General features: G+C 73.4%; 16 protein-coding genes. 13 read left to right on the forward strand and 3 right to left on the reverse strand.

Annotation, left to right across the window (positions count from 1 at the left end):
- Positions 1-56: 56 nt before the first annotated feature.
- The gene (locus tag ABZ479_RS25805) at positions 57-749 is read left to right on the forward strand and encodes a response regulator (protein ID WP_500463753.1); all 693 of its coding nucleotides are present in this window, start codon (positions 57-59) and stop codon (positions 747-749) included.
- A 1,135-nt stretch (positions 750-1,884) separates the two neighbouring features.
- Here ABZ479_RS25805 and ABZ479_RS25810 read toward each other — a convergent pair.
- Positions 1,885-3,009: a threonine aldolase family protein gene (locus ABZ479_RS25810; protein WP_500463754.1), complete on the reverse strand. Its 1,125-nt coding sequence runs from the start codon at positions 3,007-3,009 to the stop codon at positions 1,885-1,887.
- 102 nt (positions 3,010-3,111) lie between these two features.
- Here ABZ479_RS25810 and ABZ479_RS25815 point away from each other — a divergent pair, with 102 nt between their 5' ends.
- From ABZ479_RS25815 to ABZ479_RS25860, 10 genes are all read left to right on the forward strand, one after another.
- Positions 3,112-4,047, forward strand: a complete 936-nt coding sequence (locus tag ABZ479_RS25815) for a Rossmann-like and DUF2520 domain-containing protein (RefSeq protein WP_500463755.1) — start codon at positions 3,112-3,114, stop codon at positions 4,045-4,047.
- Positions 4,044-4,898 carry a pantoate--beta-alanine ligase gene (panC, locus tag ABZ479_RS25820; RefSeq protein ID WP_500463756.1) on the forward strand — a complete coding sequence of 285 codons (855 nt, stop codon included), beginning with the start codon at positions 4,044-4,046 and terminating at the stop codon, positions 4,896-4,898. Before ABZ479_RS25815 ends, panC begins: the two co-directional genes overlap by 4 nt.
- Positions 4,895-6,625, forward strand: a complete 1,731-nt coding sequence (locus tag ABZ479_RS25825; protein WP_500463757.1) for an L-aspartate oxidase — start codon at positions 4,895-4,897, stop codon at positions 6,623-6,625. The genes panC and ABZ479_RS25825 overlap by 4 nt, the downstream gene beginning before the upstream one ends.
- Positions 6,622-7,632 (forward strand): carboxylating nicotinate-nucleotide diphosphorylase, encoded by a 1,011-nt coding sequence (gene nadC / locus ABZ479_RS25830; protein ID WP_500463758.1) that lies wholly within the window; start codon positions 6,622-6,624, stop codon positions 7,630-7,632. Before ABZ479_RS25825 ends, nadC begins: the two co-directional genes overlap by 4 nt.
- On the forward strand, positions 7,632-8,429 hold the full coding sequence (locus ABZ479_RS25835) for a type III pantothenate kinase (protein WP_499610808.1): 798 nt from the start codon (positions 7,632-7,634) through the stop codon (positions 8,427-8,429). Before nadC ends, ABZ479_RS25835 begins: the two co-directional genes overlap by 1 nt.
- A gap of 107 nt (positions 8,430-8,536) precedes the next feature.
- Complete coding sequence (locus tag ABZ479_RS25840; RefSeq protein WP_500463759.1) at positions 8,537-9,211, forward strand: hypothetical protein; 675 nt, start codon at positions 8,537-8,539, stop codon at positions 9,209-9,211.
- 302 nt (positions 9,212-9,513) lie between these two features.
- A complete protein-coding gene (locus ABZ479_RS25845; RefSeq protein ID WP_499610816.1) occupies positions 9,514-9,699 on the forward strand; it encodes a hypothetical protein in 186 nt (61 codons plus the stop codon).
- Positions 9,700-9,754: 55 nt separating this feature from the next.
- Positions 9,755-10,159, forward strand: a complete 405-nt coding sequence (locus ABZ479_RS25850) for a BlaI/MecI/CopY family transcriptional regulator (RefSeq protein WP_500463760.1) — start codon at positions 9,755-9,757, stop codon at positions 10,157-10,159.
- A 9-nt stretch (positions 10,160-10,168) separates the two neighbouring features.
- Positions 10,169-10,687 carry an amino-acid N-acetyltransferase gene (locus ABZ479_RS25855; RefSeq protein WP_500463761.1) on the forward strand — a complete coding sequence of 173 codons (519 nt, stop codon included), beginning with the start codon at positions 10,169-10,171 and terminating at the stop codon, positions 10,685-10,687.
- Between the two features lie 165 nt (positions 10,688-10,852).
- Positions 10,853-11,194: a histone-like nucleoid-structuring protein Lsr2 gene (locus tag ABZ479_RS25860; RefSeq protein ID WP_500463762.1), complete on the forward strand. Its 342-nt coding sequence runs from the start codon at positions 10,853-10,855 to the stop codon at positions 11,192-11,194.
- Here ABZ479_RS25860 and ABZ479_RS25865 read toward each other — a convergent pair.
- A complete protein-coding gene (locus tag ABZ479_RS25865; RefSeq protein WP_500463763.1) occupies positions 11,125-11,652 on the reverse strand; it encodes an SCO3374 family protein in 528 nt (175 codons plus the stop codon). The two genes, ABZ479_RS25860 and ABZ479_RS25865, sit on opposite strands and share 70 nt — an antisense overlap.
- A gap of 432 nt (positions 11,653-12,084) precedes the next feature.
- Here ABZ479_RS25865 and ABZ479_RS25870 point away from each other — a divergent pair, with 432 nt between their 5' ends.
- The gene (locus ABZ479_RS25870; protein WP_018559555.1) at positions 12,085-14,601 is read left to right on the forward strand and encodes an ATP-dependent Clp protease ATP-binding subunit; all 2,517 of its coding nucleotides are present in this window, start codon (positions 12,085-12,087) and stop codon (positions 14,599-14,601) included.
- A 333-nt stretch (positions 14,602-14,934) separates the two neighbouring features.
- Positions 14,935-16,683 carry an RICIN domain-containing protein gene (locus ABZ479_RS25875; RefSeq protein ID WP_500463764.1) on the forward strand — a complete coding sequence of 583 codons (1,749 nt, stop codon included), beginning with the start codon at positions 14,935-14,937 and terminating at the stop codon, positions 16,681-16,683.
- Here the strand turns inward: ABZ479_RS25875 and ABZ479_RS25880 are convergent.
- Complete coding sequence (locus ABZ479_RS25880; RefSeq protein ID WP_500463765.1) at positions 16,680-19,412, reverse strand: NACHT domain-containing protein; 2,733 nt, start codon at positions 19,410-19,412, stop codon at positions 16,680-16,682. The genes ABZ479_RS25875 and ABZ479_RS25880 overlap by 4 nt on opposite strands.
- Positions 19,413-19,523: the final 111 nt, after the last annotated feature.

The raw sequence follows: 19,523 nt of genomic DNA on the forward strand, positions 1-19,523 counted from the left end.
GCTGCGCGGCAGCGGCAAACAGAGACGACAGGCAAAGGGAAAGAGGGACCGGACCGATGGCGATCCGCGTGATGCTCGTCGACGACCAGGTGCTGCTCCGCACCGGCTTCCGCATGGTGCTGCAGGCCCAGCCGGACATGGAGGTCGTCGCCGAGGCGGGGGACGGCGCGGACGCCGTCGAGACCCTGCGCACCACCCCGGTGGACGTGGTCCTCATGGACGTCCGCATGCCCCGCCTGGACGGCGTCGAGGCCACCCGCCAGATCTGCGGCGCCCCCGACCGCACCCCCGACGACGGCGGGCCCCGCGTACTCATCCTGACCACCTTCGACCTCGACGAGTACGCCTTCTCCGCCCTCAAGGCCGGCGCGAGCGGCTTCATGCTCAAGGACGTCCCCCCGGACGAACTCCTCGCGGCCATCCGCGCCGTCCACAGCGGCGACGCGGTCGTCGCCCCCAGCACCACCCGGCGCCTGCTCGACCGCTTCACCCCGCTCCTGCCGAGTGCGAGCCAGCCGACGCACAAGGAACTGGAGCGGCTGACCGACCGCGAGCGCGAGGTGCTGCTGCTGGTCGCCCAGGGGCTGTCGAACGGGGAGATCGCCGGGAAGCTGGTGCTCAGCGAGGCGACGGTGAAGACGCATGTGGGGCGCATCCTCACGAAGTTGGACCTGCGGGACCGGGTGCAGGCGGTCGTGCTCGCGTACGAGACGGGGCTCGTCCGTGCGGGAGGCGGCGGAGCCGCCTGACCCGGGGTCGTTTGTTGCGGCCCGTTGTCGTGTGCGGCGCCGTTGTGGTTGTTGTTGGGGTTTCTCCCCCGCCCTCCCGCTCTCCCCCAGCCTTCGGCCGGGGAGACCCCCACCCGGCGCGGTTGGTGCGGGCCTGCGCTCTGTGGGTTGGTGGGCCGGGGGCGGGGCTTCCGGGGTGGGCATCCTGTACCGCATATTTATGTGCATGGCGGGCAGCACTCGTCGGTGCCGTCTGTGCCGCACATCACATACACGTCAGCGTCCAGAACGCCCACCCTCCCCCAGCCTTCGGCCGGGGGTGCCCCCATCCGGCGCGGTTGGTGCGTCTCGACAGCGACCGCCGTCTCGCGCCCTGCGGGCGCAAAGATGCTGGCTGCGGGTGGGAGGGTGGGGGGCCTGCTTTGTGTGCAGTGTGCGGCCCGGTGGGTGGCTGGGGTTCAGGCGCCGGAGCGGGGCGGGTTGTTCGTCCGGCTCGGGTCTCGTTGCCGTCCGCGGGTGCAGATGGCCGGTGACCACGCCCACGGTGCGTGGGTGGCGCGCCCGCCGTAACCGGCGTCTGCGGGTGCTTCCCCGATCCCACATCGGGCTCTGTTCCGACGGCTATACCGCTGAAAGCGGGCCCGATCTCCCGCTGACCGCCCGACCTCCCAGCAGCACCCCGAAGCACCCGCAGTCGCGGCGGCCGGGTGGTCAGAAGTCAGTCCGGGGCACCGCACGTGTCCGATGCATCCCTCACCGGCTGTCATCGCCCACGCGAGAACTGCGCCCGCCCAACGGGAGGGACGGCGCCCGACGCAGACGTGGGCGGCAACCCCGGACTGCCTCCATACCCCCCACCGGCCGTTGTGCGCGCAAACCGGCCGGAGGGGGTGTGGCGGGGTGCTCCCCCTGGCCGAAGGCTGGGGGAGACGAGCGGCGGACGCGGTGCCCGAGGATGTTGGGGTAAACCGCGAGCGTTCTGGGGGTCCCCCCGGCCGAAGGTTGGGGGAGTGCGCCGGCGCGGCGCCGACCCCATCACAACGTGCGCAGGCCCGCACCAACCGTGCCGGGCAATCGGGAGGGAGGGTGGGAGACAGCCCGCCGCAGGCGCAAACAACCCGCACACGACAACAGGCCGCAAGCAAACGACCCCGGGTCAGGCGCCCCCGGGGAGGAAGTGCGTGAAGTCCGCCACCGCCTCGGCGATCCCCGCCGCATCCCACTCGAGCGCGGACGCCGCGACCGTGACCTCCGTCATCGCGACCCCCGGCACCTCCGACCCCGTCCAGCGCCCGAAGAGCGCCGTCTTGGTCTCCTCCGCCTGCCGCACCGCGGCCTCGTTGAGGACGTCCGGGGACTCCGCGAGCCACACCTGGAACTGGTGCGTGTGCGGCACCTCCGGGTGCACCCGGACCCAGCCCGTGCCCGCGGCGAGCGCGTCCCGCAGGGCCGCCGCGACGACCTTCGCGTGGGCCACGTACTCCGGCAGGCGCGGCAGTTCGTGGTCGAGCCCGTCGAGTGCGGAGAGCACCGCGGGCCACTGCTGGAAGACGAGGCCGCCGTAGCGGTGCCGCCAGGTGCGGGCCTCGGCGGCGAGGTCGGCGGGGCCGGCGAGGGCCGCGCCGGAGACGCCGCCGAGGGACTTGTAGAAGGAGACGTACACGCTGTCGGCGAGGCCGGCGATCTCGTCGAGGGGGCGGCCGAAGTGCGACGGGCACTCCCACAGGCGGGCGCCGTCGAAGTGGACGACGGCGTCGCGCTCGCGGGCGGCGGCCACGGTGGCGGTGAGTTCGTCCCAGGTGGGGAGGACGAAGCCGGCGTCCCGGAGCGGCAGTTCGAGCATGAGCGTGCCGAAGGGCTCGTCCATGCCGCGGACCTCGTCCGCGTCGGGTATCCGGCGGGCCGTGGTCGGGTGGACGGTCCGCAGCCCGCTCAGCGCGGACAGCGCACCGCGCTCGTGCACCTCGGGGTGGGCCAGCGGGTGCAGCGCGACGACGGGGTTGCCGGTGCGTCCCGCCCAGCAGCGCAGGGCGACCTGCTGGGCCATCGTCCCGGTGGGGAACCAGACGGCCTCCTCCGTGCCGAGCAGCCCGGCCACCCGGTGCTCCAGTTCCGCGACGATCCCGTCGCCGTACATGTCGGCGGGGCCGTCCAGGCCGTCCCGCCGGGCCAGTCCGGCCAGCCGTTCGCCCATCGTCGGCGGTTTCCCGTGGGACAGCACGCGGTCGCAGGAGCGTACGGCGGCGATGCGCCGCGCCTTCTCGTCATCGGCAGAGGTCATGGACCGATCCTGCCGTGCCCGAGGGCGCCGGGAAACATTCGCGTAGCATTGACGAGAACGTCCGGTACCCCCGTGAGGACTGGAACGGAAGGCCAGCGCAGCGTGAACGCATCGCACAACCAGGGGCCCCTGCCCCCCGACGTGGAGGCCCGCCCCGCGCGGCTCACGGTCGGCGTCGTCGGCGCGGGGCGGGTCGGTCCCGCGCTCGCCGCCGCGCTGAAGCTGGCCGGGCACCACCCGGTCGCGGCGTCGGGTGTGTCCGACGCCTCACGCCGTCGCGCGGCCGCCCTGCTGCCCGACGTGCCGCTCGTGGAGCCGGCCGAGGTGCTGGCCCGCTCCGAGCTCGTCCTGCTGACCGTGCCGGACGACGCGCTGCCCGGGCTGGTGGCCGGTCTCGCCGAGACCGGGGCCGTACGGCCCGGCCAGCTGCTGGTGCACACCTCGGGCCGGTACGGCACCGCCGTGCTGGGGCCGGCCCTGCGCGCGGGCGGGCTGCCGCTGGCCCTGCACCCCGCGATGACCTTCACCGGCACCTCCGTCGACGTGCAGCGGCTGGCCGGCTGCTCCTTCGGCGTCACGGCCCCCGTGGAGCTGCGGATGGCGGCCGAGGCGCTGGTGATCGAGATGGGCGGCGAGCCCGAGTGGATCGAGGAGTCGGCCCGTCCGCTCTACCACGCGGGCCTGGCGATCGGCGCGAACCACCTGGTCACCCTGGTCGCGCAGTCCATGGAGCTGCTGCGTGCCTCCGGCGTCAGCGAGCCCGGCCGGATGCTGGGCCCGCTGCTCGGCGCGGCACTGGACAACGCCCTGCGCTCCGGTGACGCCGCACTGACCGGTCCGGTCGCCCGCGGCGACGCGGGCACGGTGGCGGCGCATCTGGCGGAGCTGCGCGTGCACGCCCCGGAGATGGTGGCCCCGTACGTCGCGATGGCCCGCGCCACCGCGGACCGCGCGCTGGCGGGCGGAATGCTGAAGGCGGAGTTCGCGGAGGCGCTGCTGGGCGTCCTGGCGGACGGCGCCGAAGGGGGAGGGCGATGACGAGGCTGGTGCACACCGCGCGCGAGCTGCGGGAGGCCGTCGGCGGCCGGTCCGGTGAGGCCGGCGTCGTGATGACCATGGGCGCGCTGCACGAGGGGCACGCGACCCTCGTGCGGACCGCCCGCGAGCGGGTGGGGGACGGCACCGTCGTCGTCACCGTCTTCGTCAACCCGCTGCAGTTCGGGCCGGGCGAGGACTTCGACCGCTACCCGCGCACCCTCGACGCGGACGTCCGGACCGCCGGGCGGGCCGGCGCCGACGTGGTCTTCGCGCCCTCCGTCGAGGAGGTGTACCCCGGCGGACAGCCGCGGGTCCGGATCAGCGCGGGGCCGATGGGCGAGGGCTACGAGGGCGCCTCGCGCCCCGGTCACTTCGACGGCATGCTGACCGTCGTCGCCAAGCTCCTCCACCTGACCCGGCCGGACGTCGCCTTCTACGGCCAGAAGGACGCCCAGCAACTGGCCCTGATCCGCCGTATGGTGACGGACCTGAACTTCCCGGCCGAGATCGTCGGCGTGCCCACCGTCCGCGAGCCGGACGGCCTGGCCCTGTCCAGCCGCAACCGCTACCTCTCCGACGGCGACCGCGAGAGCGCCCTGGCCCTCTCCCGCGCCCTGTTCGCCGGACGCGACGCGCTGGACGACGGCCCGGACGCCGTACGGGACGCGGCGCGGACGGTGCTGGAGAAGGGCGACGGCCTGGCGGTGGACTACCTCGCCCTGGTCGACCCGGACGACTTCACCGAGGCCGCCCCCGGCCACACCGGACCGGCGGTGCTCGCCGTCGCCGCCAAGGTGGGCACGACCCGGCTGATCGACAACATCCCCCTGGAGTTCGGAGTCCGCCGATGAGCGGCACAGGTACAGGCATACGGCTGCACGCCCCCGCGCCCGGCTGGGAGCACGAGGCGGACGTGGTGGTCGTCGGGTCCGGCGTCGCCGGGCTGACCGTCGCGCTGCGCTGCGCCGCACAGGGCGCCAAGGTCACCGTCGTCACCAAGGCCCGCCTCGACGACGGCTCCACGCGCTGGGCGCAGGGCGGCATCGCCGCCGCCCTCGGCGAGGGCGACACCCCGGAGCAGCACCTGGCCGACACCCTTGTGGCGGGCGCCGGGCTCTGCGACGAGGAGGCCGTGCGCACCCTGGTCACCGAGGGCCCCGACGCCGTACGCCGGCTGATCGCGACGGGCGCGCACTTCGACACCAGCGAGGCGACGGGCGAGATCCTGCTGACCCGCGAGGGCGGCCACCACCGCCGCCGGATCGCCCACGCGGGCGGCGACGCGACGGGCCTGGAGATCTCCCGGGCGCTGATCGAGGCCGTGCGCGAGGCCAGGATCGAGTTCATCGAGAACGCGCTCGTGCTGGACCTGCTGACCGACGCCGAGGGCCGCGCCGCGGGCGTCACCCTGCACGTCATGGGCGAGGGGCAGCGCGACGGCGTCGGCGCGGTGCGGGCCCGCGCCGTGGTGCTGGCCACCGGCGGCATGGGGCAGGTCTTCTCGGCCACGACCAACCCGGCGGTGTCCACGGGCGACGGGGTGGCCCTCGCGCTGCGCGCCGGCGCGGAGGTCTCGGACCTGGAGTTCGTCCAGTTCCACCCGACGGTGCTCTTCCTCGGCCGGGACGCGGAGGGCCAGCAGCCGCTGGTCTCCGAGGCCGTGCGGGGGGAGGGCGCCCACCTCGTCGACGCCGACGGGGTGCGCTTCATGCAGGGGCAGCACGAGCTGGCCGAGTTGGCGCCGCGCGACATCGTCGCCAAGGGCATCACGCGCCGCATGCAGGAGACCGGCACCGAGCACATGTACCTCGACGGCCGGCACTTCGGGGCGCGGATGTGGGAGCGGCGCTTCCCGACGATCCTCGCCGCCTGCCGCGCCAACGGCATCGACCCGGTCACACAGCCGATCCCGGTGGCCCCCGCGGCGCACTACGCCTCCGGCGGCGTCCGCACCGACCTGCACGGCCGCACCACGGTGCCGGGCCTGTACGCGTGCGGCGAGGTCGCCTGCACGGGCGTGCACGGCGCCAACCGGCTGGCGTCCAACTCCCTCCTGGAGGGGCTGGTCTTCGCCGAGCGGATCGCCGCCGACATCGCCGAGCACCCCGCGGCCCCCGCCGCCCCGGTGGTCCCGGAGCCGGGCCGTTCCCCGCTGCTGCCCTCCGAGGCCCGCTTCGCGATCCAGCGGATCATGACCCGCGGCGCGGGCGTGCTGCGCAGCGCGGAGAGCCTGGAGGGCGCGGCGGCGGCGCTGAGCCGGATGTACGCCGACGCCGAGGAGCTGCTGGAGCGCGACGGCAAGACGGCCGAGCCCTGCGTGGAGACCTGGGAGGCGACCAACCTCTGCCTGGTCGCCCGGGTGCTGGTCGAGGCGGCCCGCCGCCGCGAGGAGACCCGCGGCTGCCACTGGCGCGAGGACCGGCCGGAGCGCGACGACGAGGACTGGCGCCGGCACATCGTCGTCCGGCTCCCCTCCGGTGGTGCGGGGCTGCCCGCCGCACCCACTAGTCTCACCATCCGGACCACCCCCACAGCGGACCTTCCCGCAACCCGTCCTGGAACGGAGCCCCAGCGATGAGCACGCCCGACCTCCCCCTCCTGCAGATCGGCGGCGCCGGCGGCGGTGGCTGCGGCGACGGCTGCGGCTGCGGTTCCGGCGACGCGTACGCGCACGACCCCGGCGAGTGCGGTCTCGACCCCGACCTGGCGCAGCTGCTCGCCGACGCCGGGCTGGACCCGGTGCTGGTCGAGGACGTCGCGCACCTGGCCATCGAGGAGGACCTGGACGGCGGGGTGGACGTCACCACCGTGGCCACCATCCCCGAGGACGCCATGGCGACCGGCGACTTCACCGCCCGCGAGGCCGGCGTGGTCGCCGGGCTGCGGGTCGCGGAGGCGGTGCTGTCCATCGTCTGCACCGACGAGTTCGAGGTCGAGCGGCACGTCGAGGACGGCGACCGGGTCGAGGCCGGTCAAACGCTGCTGTCGGTGCGCACCCGTACGAGGGACCTGCTGACCGCGGAGCGCAGCGCGCTCAACCTGCTGTGCCGGCTGTCCGGGATCGCCACCACCACGCGCGGCTGGGCCGACGCGCTGGAGGGCACCAAGGCGAAGGTCCGCGACACCCGGAAGACGACCCCGGGCCTGCGCGCGCTGGAGAAGTACGCGGTCCGCTGCGGCGGCGGCGTCAACCACCGCATGTCGCTGTCGGACGCGGCCCTGGTCAAGGACAACCACGTGGTCGCCGCGGGCGGCGTGGCGGCGGCCTTCAAGGCCGTCCGCGAGGAGTTCCCCGAGCTGGCGATCGAGGTCGAGGTCGACACCCTGCACCAGGTCCGCGAGGTCCTGGACGCGGGCGCGGACCTGATCCTGCTGGACAACTTCACGCCCTCCGACACGGAGGAGGCGGTCGCCCTCGTCGCGGGCCGCGCCCTGCTGGAGTCCTCCGGCCGGCTCACCCTGGACAACGCCCGCGCCTACGCCGCGACCGGCGTCGACTACCTGGCCGTGGGCGCCCTGACCCACTCCTCGCCGATCCTCGACATCGGACTGGACCTGCGGTCCGAGGGGTCGGGACGGGACTGATGCTGCTCACCATCGACGTCGGCAACACCCACACCGTCCTGGGGCTGTTCGACGGGGAAGAGATCGTCGAGCACTGGCGGGTCTCCACCGACCCGCGCCGCACGGCGGACGAGATGGCCGTGCTCATGCAGGGCCTGATGGGCATGCACCCGCTGCTCGGCGAGGAGCTCGGCGACAACATCCACGGGATCGCCATCTGCTCCACCGTCCCCTCCGTGCTGCACGAGTTGCGCGAGGTGACGCGCCGCTACTACGGCGACGTGCCCGCGGTGCTGGTGGAGCCCGGCGTCAAGACCGGTGTCCCGGTGCTCACCGACAACCCCAAGGAAGTCGGCTCCGACCGGATCATCAACTCCCTGGCCGCCGTGCACCTCTACGGCGGCCCGTGCATCGTGGTGGACTTCGGCACGGCCACCACCTTCGACGCGGTCACGTCGCGGGGCGAGTACGCGGGCGGCGCCATCGCCCCCGGCATCGAGATCTCGGTGGACGCCCTGGGCGCCCGCGGGGCCCAGCTGCGCAAGGTGGAGCTGACCCGTCCGCGCAGCGTCATCGGCAAGAACACCATCGAGGCCATGCAGTCCGGCATCCTGTACGGCTTCGCCGGCCAGGTGGACGGCGTGGCCGAGCGGATGGCGCGGGAGCTCGCCGACGACCCGGACGACGTCACGGTCATCGCCACCGGCGGGCTGGCGCCGCTGGTGCTGGGCGAGTCGGCGGTCATCGACGTGCACGAGCCCTGGCTGACCCTGATAGGCCTGCGGCTCGTCTACGAGCGGAACGTGTCGACGACCTGACGACCCGACGAGCCGACGGCCCGGCGGGTCCGCGGGGGAACGTGCGCGGCGCGCCCGGGCATATCTGGTTACGCGTATTTTGTCCGCTTAGTACGTAAAGTCAGACCATGCCCACGCCACACGGGTCCCGAGGCGGAATGGCGTTCAGCGCGGATGAACTGCGCGTGCTCCGGCGCGCCCTCTCAGCGGCCCTCCAGTCCAGCACCATGATCCCCACCCCCGACGAGGTCAAGGACTACCTGCGCCTCGTCGAGGACGTCGACGAGGCGGCCCGCGAGGGCGGACGGCTGCGGACCTTCCAGCTCGCGGAGCTCGCCAGGTACCGGGACGCGCTGCCGGGCAGCGCCGCCGGCTACCTCGAGCGGCTGACGGGAGCGCTCGACATGGGGTACGTGCCCCTGCCCGACGACCTCGCCGCGCTGCGCAGGCTGCACGACGCGCCGTGCACGGACGCCGAGGCGCACCGCAGGAGGGCCGTGCTGCGCCGCTGCGAGCACCTGGCGGAGCTCGACGTGCGCGCCCGCCTGGAGGCGCGCATCCCCGCGCCCTCGCAGCCCTGCGGCACGCCGTACACGGGCAGGGCGAGGCTGCGCGCGCTGCCCGGCGGCAGGGCCGCCTCCGACGACCCCAAGCCGGGCCCCAAGCCCGACCCGAAGACGTCTCCCACCGAGCCGGCCGCGCCGGAACCCGGTGAGGAGAAGCGCAAGGTGCCCACGCCGGCCGAGATCTTCCCCCCGCGCCGGCGCACCCCGCCGCCCCCCGAGGAGCGCGCCACGGGCTGACGCGAGGCCACCGCACGACCTTCCGGAGACGTCACGGGTCCCTCCCGTGGCGTCTCCCGTGCGTTCCCGGCGGCAGCACCCTGGGAGCTTCCGGGGCGGTCCCGGCGGCCGGGACGGGCCGCAGCCCTCGACGACCACCCCCGCCGCCACCCGTTCGGCCCCGCACGGCCCCTGGCGGTCGGTCCGGCGCCCCGGGGCGCGGCCTCGCCGCGGCGGCCCGGCGCGGGGCGCGTACGGCCGCTCAGCCGGCCCGGAGGAGGTCCGCCGAGGGGGCCGCGCGGGGGCGTGGCTACCCTGGTGCCATGGACTACGTCTCCGCGCTCGTGCCCCCCACCGTGATGGCCATCGCGTTCACCTTCCTCATCCGGACGCTGATCAGGAGCCAGGGCGGGGTCAACAAGGCCAAGGAGGACGCGGTGGTCGACGCCGCGCTGTCCGGCGCGCAGCCCCCGGCCCAGCGGTCGGGCGGCACCGAGCACCGGGTGTGACCTCGATATTCCCGGCATTCCGGGCATTGCGCCCGTGAGCAACTAGTATTCGGGTGTGCCCCGTCCTTTGGGAGACCTCGAAGACGCCGTGATGACCCGGGTGTGGCGCTGGAACCGCCCGGCGACGGTGCGCGAGGTGCTGGAGGATCTCCGCCGGGAGCGTTCGATCGCCTACACGACGGTCATGACCGTAATGGACAACCTTCATCAGAAGGGCTGGCTCCGGCGGGAAGCCGAAGGGCGCGCCTATCGCTATGAGGCGGTATCCACTCGCGCCGCTTACTCGGCGGCACTCATGCACGAGGCGTGGGCCGCGAGCGACAACCCTGCCGCCGCCCTTGTCGCCTTCTTCGGCATGATGTCGGCGGAACAGCGAGAAGCGCTCCGTGACGCAATGCGGGTGGTGCAATCAGCTGATCCGGGTGACCCCGGCGAGACGGGCGGATCGGCCGGGCGATAGCGTCCGCACATGCCCGCCGCATCAAATGACGTCACCATCCGCCGGGCGCGGACGGCCGACGTGCCGGCTGTCCGGCGACTGCTCGACGCGTATGTCCGCGACCGCATCCTGCTCGACAAGCCGACGGTGACGCTTTACGAGGACATCCAGGAGTTCTGGGTGGCCGAACACGACCACGACGCCGAGGTGGTGGGCTGCGGCGCACTGCACGTGATGTGGGAGGACCTCGCCGAGGTGCGCACCCTCGCGGTCGACCCCGCGCGGCACGGCACGGGCGTCGGGCATCTCGTGCTGGAGAAGCTGCTGCAGACGGCGCGGTGGCTGGGAGTGCGGCGCATTTTCTGCCTCACCTTCGAAGTGGACTTCTTCGCGAAGCACGGCTTCGTCGAGATCGGCGAGACGCCGGTCGACGGCGATGTCTTCGGTGAGCTGCTGAGGTCAAAGGACGAGGGTGTGGCCGAGTTCCTGGACCTCGAACGAGTGAAACCCAACACCTTGGGCAACAGCCGGATGCTGTTGCATCTGTGAGACCGCCCACGGTGGCCGCCCGGCACAACAGTATGTCCGAAACGTTCCGCGGAAGACCGCCGGGATGCCTACCGGGCCGGGAGCAGTTCGGGCAAGGGGTTTGAGTTTTCCGGGAAAAGGCGGTTTGCTTTTACCGGTAATCAGTATTCGATGAAAGGGAAGCCGGTGGCACAGAAGGTTCAGGTCCTTCTTGTTGACGACCTCGACGGCGGCGAGGCGGATGAGACCGTGACGTTCGCACTCGACGGAGTGACGTACGAGATCGACCTCACCACCGACAACGCCGACAAGCTGCGCGGTCTCCTCGGCCCGTACGTGGACGGCGGCCGCCGCACCGGCGGCCGTGCCGGCCGCGGGCGCGCCGCGAAGGGTGCCTCCCGCGGGGGCGCAGCGAGCCAGGACACCGCGAAGATCCGCGCGTGGGCGAAGGAAGAGGGCTACGAGGTCAACGACCGCGGCCGCGTTCCCGCGCAGATCCGCGAGGCGTACGAGAAGGCGCACGGCTGATCGGTCCGGGCGACCCGCAGCCGGACCCGGTGGCAGGCGGTCGCGAGCGCGGAGACCAGGGGCGTGAGGCCCACGGTCCCCCCGGAGCGTCCGTCCGCCGCGGGGCCGGGCTGCGTGCCGAGCGTCATGGCGGGCAGGTGGAGCGGCGCGCCCGCGTGGCGTCCGCCGTCCGGGACGGGCGGCCGGAGCCAGGCGGGCGCGCCGTCGTCGTAGGCGGCCCCGGCGCCGCGCAGCGGCACGAGGTCGAGCGGGATGCCGCTCCACTCCAGCCAGTCCAGAAGGCCGGGCAGTTCCTCGGCGCTGCCGGGGGCGACGAAGAACCGCATCCGCTGCCCCGCCAGGGCGACCGGCCCCGTCCGGGGCGCCGGGAAGCGGCCGAGCACCTCGTGCCCCGCCTCCGCGGGGACGTCGAGCGCGTCCGCGTGTTCCAGGGTCACCGGGACCCGTGAGGCCTGCATGCCCTGCGCAACGCCCCCCGGGCGTCCGGGGTTACGAAGCGGGTCACCGGGAGTGCCCGGCGGCCGGTGTGCCGTCACCCTCCGTGAATCCACCCGACGCAAGTCTGTTCGCCTATAGCAGACAGCGGGCGTGCTCCCGGCATGGACTGTCCGTGCGGGCGGGTAAGAAATACCTAGTGGGAACGGACGACGGCCATGTCGGACAGGTGGGACGTTCGCCCTCGGCGTACTGGATAAAGGGCTATCCGCCTGGCCTGCGGGAACATCGTCTCGCACCATCGGGTTGAGGCTGTTGTCGACGGCGCGGGGGTTAACGACCTCGCCAGGTGTCGACGGTTGAAGTGAGCTGCCCCGCTGTGCGGGACTAGCATGCGGAAGGACAGGGAGGGGACACGCCCCTAACTGCCCGACCGCTCTGAGGAGCGATTAACGATGTTCGAGAGGTTCACCGACCGCGCGCGGCGGGTTGTCGTCCTGGCTCAGGAAGAAGCCCGGATGCTCAACCACAACTACATCGGCACCGAGCACATCCTCCTGGGCCTTATCCACGAGGGTGAGGGTGTCGCCGCTAAGGCCCTGGAGAGCCTCGGGATTTCGCTCGAGGCGGTCCGCCAGCAGGTGGAGGAGATCATCGGCCAGGGCCAGCAGGCCCCGTCCGGGCACATCCCCTTCACCCCCCGGGCCAAGAAGGTCCTGGAGCTGTCGCTCCGCGAGGCCCTCCAGCTCGGCCACAACTACATCGGCACCGAGCACATCCTGCTCGGCCTGATCCGCGAGGGCGAGGGCGTCGCCGCCCAGGTCCTCGTGAAGCTGGGCGCCGATCTCAACCGGGTGCGGCAGCAGGTCATCCAGCTGCTCTCCGGCTACCAGGGCAAGGAGGCCGCCACCGCCGGCGGCCCGGCCGAGGGCACCCCCTCGACCTCGCTCGTCCTGGACCAGTTCGGCCGCAACCTCACGCAGGCCGCTCGTGAGACCAAGCTCGACCCGGTGATCGGGCGCGAGAAGGAGATCGAGCGCGTGATGCAGGTGCTGTCGCGCCGCACCAAGAACAACCCCGTCCTCATCGGCGAGCCCGGCGTCGGCAAGACCGCCGTCGTCGAGGGCCTGGCCCAGGCCATCGTCAAGGGCGAGGTCCCCGAGACGCTGAAGGACAAGCAGCTCTACACCCTGGACCTCGGGGCCCTGGTGGCCGGCTCCCGCTACCGCGGTGACTTCGAGGAGCGCCTGAAGAAGGTGCTCAAGGAGATCCGCACCCGCGGCGACATCATCCTGTTCATCGACGAGCTCCACACCCTGGTGGGTGCGGGTGCCGCCGAGGGCGCGATCGACGCCGCCTCGATCCTCAAGCCGATGCTCGCGCGCGGTGAGCTGCAGACCATCGGCGCCACCACGCTCGACGAGTACCGCAAGCACCTGGAGAAGGACGCGGCCCTGGAGCGCCGCTTCCAGCCCATCCAGGTCGCGGAGCCGTCGCTGCCGCACACCATCGAGATCCTCAAGGGTCTGCGGGACCGCTACGAGGCCCACCACCGGGTGTCCATCACGGACGCCGCCCTGGTGGCCGCGGCGACCCTCGCCGACCGCTACATCTCGGACCGCTTCCTGCCGGACAAGGCGATCGACCTGATCGACGAGGCCGGCTCCCGGATGCGCATCCGCCGGATGACCGCTCCGCCGGACCTGCGCGAGTTCGACGAGAAGATCGCCGACGTGCGCCGGGAGAAGGAGTCCGCGATCGACTCGCAGGACTTCGAGAAGGCCGCTTCCCTCCGCGACAAGGAGAAGCAGCTGCTCTCCGCGAAGACCAAGCGGGAGAAGGAGTGGAAGGCCGGCGACATGGACGTCGTCGCCGAGGTGGACGAGGAGCTGATCGCCGAGGTCCTGGCCACCGCCACGGGCATCCCGGTCTTCAAGCTCACCGAGGAGGAGTCCTCGCGTCTGCTGCGCATGGAGGACGAGCTGCACAAGCGCGTCATCGGCCAGAAGGACGCGATCAAGGCCCTCTCGCAGGCCATCCGCCGCACGCGGGCCGGTCTGAAGGACCCCAAGCGCCCCGGTGGCTCGTTCATCTTCGCCGGCCCGTCCGGCGTCGGTAAGACCGAGCTCTCCAAGACGCTCGCCGAGTTCCTCTTCGGCGACGAGGACGCGCTGATCCAGCTCGACATGTCCGAGTTCAGCGAGAAGCACACCGTCTCGCGGCTGTTCGGCTCCCCGCCCGGATACGTCGGCTACGAGGAGGGCGGCCAGCTCACCGAGAAGGTGCGCCGCAAGCCGTTCTCCGTCGTCCTCTTCGACGAGGTCGAGAAGGCCCACCCGGACATCTTCAACAGCCTGCTGCAGATCCTGGAGGACGGTCGGCTGACCGACTCCCAGGGCCGGGTCGTGGACTTCAAGAACACGGTGATCATCATGACCACCAACCTCGGCACCCGGGACATCTCCAAGGGCTTCAACCTCGGCTTCGCGGCCGCGGGCGACGTCAAGACCGGGTACGAGCGGATGAAGGCCAAGGTCGGCGAGGAACTCAAGCAGCACTTCCGCCCCGAGTTCCTGAACCGTGTCGACGACATCGTGGTCTTCCACCAGCTCAGCGAGGAAGACATCATCCAGATCGTCGACCTGATGATCGCCCGGGTGGACGAGCGCCTCAGGGACAAGGACATGGGCATCGAGCTCAGCCCCGAGGCCAAGTCGCTGCTCGCCAAGAAGGGCTACGACCCCGTGCTGGGAGCCCGGCCGCTGCGCCGGACGATCCAGCGGGAGATCGAGGACGTGCTCTCCGAGAAGATCCTCTTCGGCGAGCTGCGCACCGGTCACATCGTGGTCGTGGGCACCGAGGGCGAGGGCGAGAACGTCAAGTTCACCTTCCGCGGTGAGGAGAAGGTGGCCGTCGCCGACGCTCCTCCGGTCGAGGCGGCCGGCGGGCCGAACCTCAGCAAGGAAGCATAACCGCAGGTAATCGCAGAGCGATCCGGCCCCGTCCGCACAATAGTGCGGGCGGGGCCGTCGTGTTTTGTGTTCCCCATGAACCCACCCTTGTTGCGCCGGTTGCATTTGTGGAAAGGTGAGCGATGTTCAGCACGGACCCTTCCTTCTCCGTGCTCCGGCCGGTGTCGTGCCGTCATTCCGGCAGGCATTCGAAAGGATCAGCCGAGAGTGAGGAGCGGCCGCCTTGCCCCTTCACCGGCGCCCCGGCCTCACCTCCCCCCACGTAGCTGCGTGCCGCGCCGGCGCATTGGTTCGTACTTTTCCCGGCGGGGCGAACGCGGAAGGAAACTCTCGTTGAAGGAATCCCCGCATCCGAATTCCGCGCACCCCGGCCGGCTGTTCGGCGTACCGGACGAGTCGCTGTCCGGAGAGATCGGAAAGGCCCTGGGAAAGGAGGGCGCGCACCAGCCGTTCGAGGAGTTGCTGGCCCGCCATTGGCGGCCGGTCTCCGAGTACGCGGAGTTGTGCACGGTCTCCGGACACGCCGCCGGGATACTCGCGGCGGCCGCGTTCACCCGGGTCTTCGTCGACACACTGCGACTGACCGGGCCCTCGGCCGCCTGGCGTCCCGAACTGCTGATCACCGTCCACAAGATCTCCGAGGAGTGGGCCGTCGACCGCCGGCGGGCCTGGCTCCACCGGCGACTGCGGCCCCGGCCCGACCAGACCGACGCCCGCCTGGCCGTACCGGAGAACCGCCGGCTGGCGAACCGGGCCTTCATGCGGCTCCCCGAACCCGCCCGCTGCCTGCTGTGGCACGCCGAGGTCGACGCCGAGCCGCTGGACGTGCCCGCCGGACTCCTGGGCATCGACCCGGAACGGGCCGCGGGCCAGCTGCAGCTCGCCCGCACCCGCTTCCGCGAGGCCTGCGTCCAGGCGCACCGGGACCTCGCGCCCTACGAGGCGTGCCTGCAGTTCAGCCGCCTGCTGGACATCTCCGTCCACCGCGGCGGCGCCGGGCTCGTACCCGACCTGCAGCGTCACATCGCCCGGTGCGACCACTGCCGCTACGCGGCCGAGCAGCTCGACCACTCCGGGGACCGGCTGGGCGTGCTGATCGCCGAGGCGGTGCTGGTCTGGGAGGCGCGGGGCTACTACGACTCGCGCCCCACCCGCCGGGCGGCGCGTGACAACGATGCCGGGAACGGCTCCGGCGCCGCTCCGGGACGCCGCCAGGGCGGCCGCAGGCGCAGGGCCGCGAAGAACGGGCCCCGGCGGCTCGTCGCGACCCTGCTGGGACTCGGCGGCTTCGCCCTCGCGACCACCCTGGTCGTCGGTCTCACGACCGGTGGCGGCGACGGCGACGACCGCGCCGCCGCGACGGCGCCCACCGCGGCCACCGCCTCGCCCACCGTCCCGTCCCCGGCCGGCGGCTCGGACACCGCGCCCGCCTCCGGCACGACCACCACCGGCCCCCTGCCCGAGGACGGGCTGCGCGGCCGGCTCCGGAACGACGACAACGACCTGTGCGTCGACCTGACCGGCCGCCGGACCGTCATCGGCACCGGGACGATCACCGCGCGCTGCGACTCCGGCGCCACGCAGTTCTGGTCGTACGAGCCGGACGGCCTGATGCGCAGCGTCGCCCAGCCGGCCTACTGCCTCAACTCGCACCGCGGCCCCGCGCTGGAGCTGGGCCTGTGCACGGCGTCGTTCGTCACCGGCGCCCAGGACGTGCGGTACGACCTCACCCTCACGGGGGACCTGATCCCCCGCTGGAACCAGCAGCTGGCGGTCGCCCCGGAGGGCGGCGCGCCCGGCGCGGAGGTCGTCCTCAGGCCCCGGGACGGCCGGCCCGTCCAGCACTGGGCCTTCGACACCTCGATCGCCCCGCCCCGCTTCCAGTCGGTGGCGTACACCACCGGCTCCCGGCTGCGCGCCGACTCCACCCGGGTGGCCGTGCCGCCCTCGGCGCCGCCGAGCCCGACGCCCTCGGCCACCGCCTCCCCGACGGCCGGCGGGGACGGCCCCGGCCGGGACCACGGCGGGCGGGGCCGCGGCCACGGCGGCTGGGACGGCTGGAGGGACCGGGACGAGGGCTAGCCTCCCCGACGCGGTCCGGGGACGACGGTGACGCCCGCCGGCAGCCGTTCGGCCCCGGCGATCCGGTCGGCGGTCAGCGCGACGCGCACGGTCAGCGGTCCGGGGTGGGCGGCGAGCGGCGACAGGTCGAGCCGGCCGTCGGCCGGGGCGGCCAGCTCCAGTTCCCGCAGCGCGGCCGCCACGCCGGCCGACGCCCAGTCGGCGGGCAGTCCCGGGCCGAGCAGCGCGAGCCTGCGCAGACCCCGCTGGCCTGCCAGGAAGCGCAGGTCGGGCAGGGCGCAGTCCTGCATCCGGACCTCGGTGAGGTCGAGCCCGGCCACGAATGCGGCCAGCTCGTCCGCGGGCAGGTCGCCCCGCAGGTCCAGGCGGGTGGGCCGCAGGCCGAGCCGGCGCAGCTCGCGCAGCTGCCCGGCGGAGCGGACGGTGAAGTCCAGCCCCTCCGGGTCGATCCGGGCGATGACCTCCTCCGCGTACACGGCGGCGTCGAAGCGGTGCCAGGACCACATCAGCTGGGCGCGGACCCGCAGGAACGGGTGCCCGGCGAAGCCGCCCAGGTAGCGGGCGGCCCGGTCCGAGGGCAGGTGGCAGGCGGTGACCACCACGTGGAGGGCGTCCTCGTCGGAGAGCCCGTCGGGGCCGGGGAGCAGGTCCAGGACGAGCGGCCCGGCCTCGGCCAGGGCGCGGGCCTCCGCCGCGTCGGCGGGCGGCACCAGCGCCGCGGCGCGTGCCGCGACGGCCTCGCGCACGTCCGGGTCGAGGGCGGCCGCGTGCTCCAGGCAGGCCGCGGCGAGCAGGTGCAGCCGCGCCCGGGTGCGGCGGTCGCCGGCGCCGTCCCCGCGGTCGAGGAGGTCCCGCAGGACCGCGGCCCGCTCGTGCGGACGGGCGAGGGCGACCGCCATGCGCAGGACGTCCTCCCACCGGTCGTCCGCGGCGTGCGCGGCGAGGAGCCCGAAGTCGCCCTCCTCCACGGCGGCGCGGGCGCCCAGGTAGTCCTGGAAGGTGCGGTGCACGAAGTCGACCGTGCCGGGCGCGGGCCGGCGCAGCACGCCGCCGCGGTCGAGGAGGTGGGCCAGCACGGTGGCGGCGTCACCGAGCGCCGCGGCCTCGGGGACGGCGGGCAGCGCCCGCGCCACGACGGCCTCGGCCCGGTCGAGGTCCATCTCGGTGCGGCCGTTGCGGACCAGCCAGTGCGCCAGCCGCTGCAGCAGCTCCGTCTGTGCCTCCTCGCGCAGCGGTACGACCGCGGTCTGCCGTTCGCGGTCCCGGCGGACCAGCAGCATCGACAGCGCGGCGGCGTACAGGTCCTTCCTGGCCCGGGGCAGGTAGCCGCGGCGGTCGTGGTGCAGGGCGCAGATCAGGCCGCACATCAGGGGGTTGGTGGCGAGCCGGGCGAGGTCCGGCTCGGTCCGTACGGCGGCGAGCAGCCCTTCGGCGTACCCGGCCGCCTCCGGCCCGGCGGCGGCGTGCCAGCGGCGGACGAAGGCGGCGACGCCGGCGGGACCCATGGGCGACAGGGCCAGTTCGGTGAAGCCCTCCGCGGCCAGCCAGTCCTCCCGTACGGCGGAGGGGCGGGAGGTGACCAGCCAGCGGTTGCCGGGGTGGGCGTCGAGCAGGTCGCCGAGCCAGGCCCTGGCGCGGCGGCGCACGGCCCCGGGGATCTCGTCGATGCCGTCCACCAGCAGCAGCCCGCGGCCCTCGGTGAGGACGCGGGCCTCCCAGCCGGCCGGCTGGGTACCGGCGAGCGGGCAGCCGGCGGCGGCGAGGAAGTCGCGGGGGACGGGGAGCGGCCCGCCGTGGCCGGCGAGGGTGCGCAGCGGGAGGACGAACGGGATCCGGTCCTCCAGGTACGCCATCGGCCCGTCCGGGTCCTGACGCGCGCAGGCGATGGCCAGCCACTGCACGAGCGTGGTCTTGCCCGACCCGGCCTCGCCGCGCAGCAGGACCCGTTCGTGCGCGGCGAGCGCCCGGTCGGCGGGGCGCGGGTCGGCGGCCCCCTGCGGCACGCCGTCGGCGGGCCCGGCGGAGGGTGCCGCCTCCAGGCTGAGGTAGGCGGTGTCGAGCGGCCAGCGGTCCGGGGTGTCCGCCAGGTCGAGGCCGTGGATCGTGAGCCGCCCGTACTTCTTCTCGACGTACCGCAGGTAGCGCTGCTCGAAGGCGGCGTCCTCGCCGCCCGGCAGCGGGCTGCGGGAGAGCAGTTCGTCGACGCGGGCGGTCAGCTCGCCCAGCGCCCGGCTCTGCTCGACCAGGGTGGCGGCGACGAAGGTCGAGCGCTGGGTGAAGAAGTGCAGGATGTGCAGGCAGGCCGTGTCGAGCAGCCGTTCGTGGAAGTACGCGCCGTCGGCGCTGAGTTCCCGCTCCGGCGAGCCGGCCGCCCGGTGCAGGGCGCGGGCGAAGGCGGTGTGGCCGAGGTCCACGGCCTGCAGGTCCGTGAGGTCGAGGTCGCCCAGCGCCCGCAGCGAGGCCGCGAGGGCGTCCGCGACGGCGGTCTCCTCGTCGGTGCCGACGGGGCGCTCCCCGGCGCGCAGGGACCGGCGCACCAGCGCGGCGGCCAGGGCGCGCAGGTCCGCCTCGGTCAGGGTGCGTTTCTCGCCCCTGAAGGAGACCCGGGAGGAGATGCGGACCGGCCGGTCCACGAGGCCGGCGCCCGGTCCCTCGGCCACGAAGAGCCGCTTCACCAGAGGTCCCGCCACGGCCGACGCCAGCCGTACGCCCACGGCCGAAGGATCCACGTTCCCGCCCCCTCGTCGTACGGAGCGCGCTTTTCGCATTCCCCGCGCCCCGCGAGCTCACGGATTTCTTCTTCCCGTGTGACCCGGGCCACGGGACCTAGGTCCCGAAGG

Source organism: Streptomyces sp. NPDC005722 (assembly GCF_040630935.1).
Classification (GTDB): Bacteria; Actinomycetota; Actinomycetes; order Streptomycetales; family Streptomycetaceae; genus Actinacidiphila.

Excerpts from the sequence above, each read along its gene's own strand:
- panC (WP_500463756.1), top strand. The coding sequence starts at position 4,044 with ATGACGAGGCTGGTGCACACCGCGCGCGAGCTGCGGGAGGCCGTCGGC.
- ABZ479_RS25855 (WP_500463761.1), top strand. The coding sequence starts at position 10,169 with ATGCCCGCCGCATCAAATGACGTCACCATCCGCCGGGCGCGGACGGCC.
- ABZ479_RS25810 (WP_500463754.1), bottom strand. The coding sequence starts at position 3,009 with ATGACCTCTGCCGATGACGAGAAGGCGCGGCGCATCGCCGCCGTACGC.
- nadC (WP_500463758.1), top strand. The coding sequence starts at position 6,622 with ATGAGCACGCCCGACCTCCCCCTCCTGCAGATCGGCGGCGCCGGCGGC.
- ABZ479_RS25825 (WP_500463757.1), top strand. The coding sequence starts at position 4,895 with ATGAGCGGCACAGGTACAGGCATACGGCTGCACGCCCCCGCGCCCGGC.
- ABZ479_RS25870 (WP_018559555.1), top strand. The coding sequence starts at position 12,085 with ATGTTCGAGAGGTTCACCGACCGCGCGCGGCGGGTTGTCGTCCTGGCT.
- ABZ479_RS25845 (WP_499610816.1), top strand. The coding sequence starts at position 9,514 with ATGGACTACGTCTCCGCGCTCGTGCCCCCCACCGTGATGGCCATCGCG.
- ABZ479_RS25805 (WP_500463753.1), top strand. The coding sequence starts at position 57 with ATGGCGATCCGCGTGATGCTCGTCGACGACCAGGTGCTGCTCCGCACC.
- ABZ479_RS25835 (WP_499610808.1), top strand. The coding sequence starts at position 7,632 with ATGCTGCTCACCATCGACGTCGGCAACACCCACACCGTCCTGGGGCTG.
- ABZ479_RS25865 (WP_500463763.1), bottom strand. The coding sequence starts at position 11,652 with ATGCAGGCCTCACGGGTCCCGGTGACCCTGGAACACGCGGACGCGCTC.
- ABZ479_RS25840 (WP_500463759.1), top strand. The coding sequence starts at position 8,537 with ATGCCCACGCCACACGGGTCCCGAGGCGGAATGGCGTTCAGCGCGGAT.